Below are 5,243 nucleotides of genomic sequence, written 5' to 3'. Positions count from 1 at the left end.
TTAGGGTCTTTCGTTTGGATCAGGCTGGATCAGGGAGCGGGGTCCGGTGTCGTGCATCGCAAGGCGGAGGATTGAGGCAACGCGGAGCGTTGGTGATTGACGACAACGCGGCGAGGTGCGGCGCCGGACCCCGCGAGCCCAGCATGATCCAAACGAGAGGCCCTAATGCTTGCCGCCCCCGTCGGAGTCCTCGCCCGGACCGTCCAGGCTGGACGTCTGGCGCCCGATCTGTTCCTTCGCGTAGGACTGGACGCCCTCGATGTGCTGCCCGTTGGCCCACACCGCCTCCTGGAGCCCTACGAACGCGGAACCCAGGGCCCTGACCATCTCCAGGCACGAGTCGTTGTTCGCGTCGAACTTCGGCAGGACACCGCGGGCGAAGTCATCCGTCTTTCCGGCGAAATCCCGGAAGTAGTGTGCGTCTCGGATGAAGTTCTCCCCCATCCTCTTCGTCCGCTCCGGCAGCGACTCCATCATCTCGCCGCTCCGTCGCAGACCGCCGGGGTTCGCCACGTACTTGCCCGTTGCCATGAGTACCTCCCTGGTTCGCTTTCTGGAGTCAGTCGGTGTCTTCGTGGATCTCGTCGTGCAGTCGGGACGTGGAGCGCCTCCGCCCGCCGGCCGGATCGTCCAGCGCCGAGCCGAAGGCCCGGCCCCAGTCGATGTCGATGCCCCTGATGCCGCTCGCGCCGCCGCTCGCCCGCGTCAACGGCTCGAAGACCTCGATCACTCTACGGGCCATCCGGGAGCGCCCCTCCTGGAGCGCCTCCATTACCGAGGAGGCCAGTTGAGGCCCCGTCATGTTCAGATACTTGTTGTCCGGGAACTTCAGCGCCGTCAGCTCACCCTGCGGGCCCACGGTGACCTCGACCGCGCGGTCCCGTGACCGGATGGTGGCCGAGGCCTCGCCGAGTTCGCCCTCGGCCCGTACGACGGCCTCCTGCACGGCCGTCAGTTCGGCCATGGCCTGGGCCAGCTTCGCTTCCATCGACTCGCTCAACGGACACCCCTCCTCATGCTCCTGCGGATACGGGCGCGCCGGGGGCCCGCCCCCGTAGCGGTCATCGTCCGATCACCGCGGGAGCGCCGCCCTCGTCCGTGCCCCATACGTCCTCGTCCTCAGGTACCCACGAGTCACGGGCACGCTCACCGCTCTCGGTCTGGGGCCGGCAGGAGTCGCCACCGGCTCCGGCGCCACCGCCCATCGGCGCGAGGAAGGGGGTGCGGCCCGCGGTGGGGCCGCCCGCCGCCACCCGCACCTCGTCGTCCGCGTACCGGCCGCCGCCGGGAACGCCGGGGCGGGGACGGCGGTTGTTGACCACTTCGCCGTCGATCACGTTACGGACGCGCTCGCCGGATTCGGACTGGCCGCCTCCCTTGCCGCCCATGCCGCCCATTCCGCCGCCCATGCCGCCACCCATGCCGCCGCCACCGCCGCCCGTCGGCGAGCCGGCCGCGCCCGTGCCGCCGGCCGCCGCACCCGCGCCGCCCATGCCGTCGGAGGTGGGACCCGGGAACGGGCCGCTGTTCAGGAACGGGCGGTTGTGGCTCGGTGCGACCGGCCCGTCCGCGCTCCCGCCGCCGCCCAGGGGCGATTCGTAGGGATTCTCGTCGAACAGCTCCTCCTCGTAGGAGTGGGAGTCGTACGAGGGGGCCGTGAAGTCGAGCGAGCCGTTGTTGAGGTGGCCCGAGCCGAAGGACGAGCCGGCGTCGTCGAGGTATCCGGAGGTCGTCGAGCCGTCCGGGTGGGTGACCGTGGTGGTACCGGTGTCCGGGTTGATCGTCTGGGTGGAGCCGTCCGGATAGTCCGTGACCACGTTGCCACCCGCGTCCAGGTGCGTGGTGCTGCCGCCGGGGTTGGACAGCAGGTCACCGGTGTTGAGCGGTCCCGAGCTGGTCGAACCGTCGGGGGCCGTCACGGTCGAGGAGTGGGTGACCGGGTCGATGGTGGTGGTGGAGCCGTCCGGGAACTCGGTGATCACCCGGCCACTGGAGTCGATGTGCGACTCGCCGCCGCCGGGAATGTCCAGCGCGCCGTCGTTGACGGGGCCGGAGATGTGGGTGGGCGACAGATCGGGCAGATCGCCGCCGTTCAGGGCTTCCCGGCGGGTGTTGTCGTACTTGGCCTCCGCCTCGGCCTGCTTCTTCTCCTGCTCCTGCCGGACCTCGTCCTGCTTGGCCTCGGCCTCCTTCTGCCGCTGCTCCTGCTCGGACCGGTACTGGTCCTCCTTGGCCTCCTGCTCCTTGCGGATCTGGTCCTGCTTGGCCTCCTGCTCCTCCTGCTTGGCCTCCTGCTTGGCCTGGGCCTCGGCCTGCTTCTGCTCGGCCTCCTTCTCCTTCGCCTCCTGCTTGGCCTCCTGTTCCGCCTGCTTCTTCTCCTGTTCCTCCTGCTGCTGCTCCTGGCGGTGCTCCTGCTCGGTGCGGATGCGGTCCTGCTTCTTCTCCGCCTCGGCCTGCTTCTGCTCGGCCTCCTTCTCCTTCGCCTCCTGCTTGGCCTCCTGCTCGGCCTGCTTCGCCTCCTGCTTGGCCTCCGCCTCGGCCGCCTTCTTCTCCTGCTCCTTCTCCTTCGCCTCCTGCTCCGCCTTGGCCTGGGCCTCCTTGGCGTCCTGCTCCTTCTTCGCCTTCTCCTGTTCGGCCTTGGCCTGCTTCATCTGGAGAATCTGCATGTTCTCCGAACGAGCCTGCGCCGCGGCCTGCTTGGCCTCCTGCTCCTTGCGGATCTCCTCCTGCTTCTTCTCCTGCTCGGCCTGCTTGGCCTCCTGCTCCTTCTCCTTGGCCTCCTGCTTGGCCTCGGCCTCCTTCTCCTTGGCGTCCTGCTCCGCCTTGGCCGCTTCCTCCTTGGCCTCCTGCTTGGCCTCCTGCTGGGCCGCCTTCTGCTCGGCCTCCTTCTCCTTGGCCTCCTGCTCGGCCTTGGCGGCCTTCTCCTTCGCCTCCTGCTCGGCCTTGGCCGCGGCCTCCTTGGCTTCGGCCTCCTTCTCCTTGCGCTCCTGCTCCTCCTTGGCGGCCTTCTCCTTGGCCTCCTGCTCGGCCTTGGCCTTGGCTTCCTTGGCCTCCTGATCGGCCTTGTCCTTCAGCCGCTGCGCCTCCGCCTTCGCGGCCTGGTCCTTCTGCCACTGGATGAACGCCGCCTGCTTGGCCGCGGCGTCATCGGCGGCGGCCTTGGCATCGGCCGCGTCCTTGTCCGCCTTGTCCGCCGCGACATCGGCCTTGTCGTCCTTGTAGTCCGACTCAAGGGTGCCGTTGGTACCCCGGGACTTCACGTCTCCCAGATCGAATTCGCTGTTGCTCCAGCCGTTGCGCACCTTCTCCATCGCGGCGATCGCGGCCTTGTCGAGCTGGTCGATGACCGTCTGCTGCCACATCTCGACAGCCTTGTTGCCGATGTTCAGCCAGGTCCCGAGCTCTTTGAGATCACCGAACTCGCCCTTCGGAATGACCATTTCCCCGTCATAGGAAGAGACCTCATCGTTGGCGGCCTTGTTCTCGAACCCGGTCTCGGCGATGTAGTTGGTGTAGTAGGACTCCCCAGCGCCCTCGATCTCATAAGTGATCTTCGTAATGTTGTGCTTCCACACATAGTTCATCACCGCGGTGAGCAGCTGGTTCAGTACGATCAGCGGGTTCCCGTACCTCCACTCCCACTTCATCCACGCGTCATGGAGATCTCCCACCGCGTCCTTGAAGTCCTTCTTCGCCGCCATGATCTCGTTGCCCTGCTTCGAATAGCCGGTACCCGCATGCATGTCGTCCGCATAGTCCGAGTACTGCTTGTTCACCTTGTTGATGAGATCCCAGAAGACGCCTGCGGCCTTGCCGCGCCAGGCATCGTTCTTCTCCGTGCCGACCCTGCTCTGCCACTCCTCGACCAGCTTCTGCTGGTCCGAGAAGAATTTGGCGACCCGGTCGAAGCTGCCGGCCACCACGTCGAAGTTGCCCAGGGTGACGGAGGCGTTGTCATCGACGGGAATGCCGCCCCACTCGAAGCCGTAGGTGCCCACCGCCTCGTCGTTGCGCAGCTTCTCCAGCGCCAGTCCGGCGCCGAAGGCGTACTGGGTGAGCGGTGCCGTGTCCCAGGTGGGCTTGCCGTCCATGCCCAGGTGCCCGTCGATATGGCTGGAGAACTGCCCGCCCTCGTAGTACCCCTGGCTCGGGCTCTTCCCGTCGCCCGAGTTGCCGAGCATCGTGATCCGCGCCTTGTGCATCGTCACATCGGCGCCCTCACCACCCGAGGAATGGTAGAAGGGGATGACGAAGTCAGTGCTGTTGATCTTGTAACCGGCATTGTCCGTCAGCCAGTCCATGTCCTCGGTATCGACATAGTCGACGTAGCCGACGTCGGATATCTCCACCTTCATCATCGGAATGCCCTCGTTGCCGACCAGGGTGTCGAAAAGGTCACTCCTGGCCGGTGGCTTGTATCCGGTGAAGAAGTGGGCGGCCTCGGCCCACTTGTCGTTGCTGCTGGTGAGTTTGTTGGTGATCTTGCTGGAGTCGAGGGCCATGCCAGGATGCCTTTTCGGTCAGGGCGGATGATGAGGAGAACGGGCCGGGCGATTCCGCCTTACGGCGTTACGCCGCGATGCCCCCGGGCATCACCCGGTCGCGGCGCCCGCGCGGAGCATCCGCGGCGGGCACGGGAGGGCCGGCGGCCGCGCGGACTCAGTCGTCGTCGTCGCCCCCGCCGCCGTCCGATCCCCCGCCGTCCGATCCGCCGCCGGCCTCGGAGAGCACATCGTCGACACCGTCGAAGAAGTCGACGAACTTCTTCCCGTCGATCTTCTCCAGATTGTCGCCCTGGGTCTTGAACATCTCGTCGATGGTGTCCTGCAGGTTGTCCTCGATCTCCTCGAAGAGGTCGACCTGCAGCTTGAGGATGCCGTCGATCTGGTCGACCATCTTGTTCAGGGACTTGATCAGGTATCCGCCGTTGGTCCGGCCGTCCTTGTCCCCCGCCATCACGCCGATCGCGAGCGGCACCTTCTGCCCGTCGTGGAAACCCGGCGCCTTGTCGGCGCCGTCGTCCCCGGCCTGGAGATTGGGCATTCCCGGAACCAGCGTCCCGTCCGGGGCCTTCCCGTCCTGCCTCATCTTCTTGACCGCGGCGAGGAACGGAACGACGTCATCGTCGAGAAAGCTCTGCATCCAGGCCTTGTTGAGATTGACTGGGGGTTTGTCGGCCATTGCGCACTACTCCTGTTTTCCTTGGGTTTCCACCGGCTTCGGGACGGTTCGCGGCTCTATGC

The 5,243-nt window shown here is 66.5% G+C and carries 4 protein-coding genes; all 4 read right to left on the bottom strand.

Annotated features, from left to right (window positions below; genetic code table 11):
- Positions 1-162: 162 nt before the first annotated feature.
- Positions 163-531, bottom strand: a complete 369-nt coding sequence (locus tag ACFVQ0_RS16970; protein WP_390088677.1) for a hypothetical protein — start codon at positions 529-531, stop codon at positions 163-165.
- Between the two features lie 28 nt (positions 532-559).
- On the bottom strand, positions 560-1,000 hold the full coding sequence (locus ACFVQ0_RS16965) for a YbaB/EbfC family nucleoid-associated protein (RefSeq protein ID WP_390088675.1): 441 nt from the start codon (positions 998-1,000) through the stop codon (positions 560-562).
- 61 nt (positions 1,001-1,061) lie between these two features.
- A complete protein-coding gene (locus ACFVQ0_RS16960; RefSeq protein ID WP_390088673.1) occupies positions 1,062-4,502 on the bottom strand; it encodes an AAWKG family protein in 3,441 nt (1,146 codons plus the stop codon).
- 157 nt (positions 4,503-4,659) lie between these two features.
- Positions 4,660-5,181 (bottom strand): type VII secretion system-associated protein, encoded by a 522-nt coding sequence (locus ACFVQ0_RS16955; RefSeq protein ID WP_390088672.1) that lies wholly within the window; start codon positions 5,179-5,181, stop codon positions 4,660-4,662.
- Positions 5,182-5,243: the final 62 nt, after the last annotated feature.

Source organism: Streptomyces sp. NPDC057900 (assembly GCF_042887885.1).
Classification (GTDB): domain Bacteria; phylum Actinomycetota; class Actinomycetes; order Streptomycetales; family Streptomycetaceae; genus Streptomyces.
This window is presented reverse-complemented; position numbering and strand designations above follow the sequence as displayed.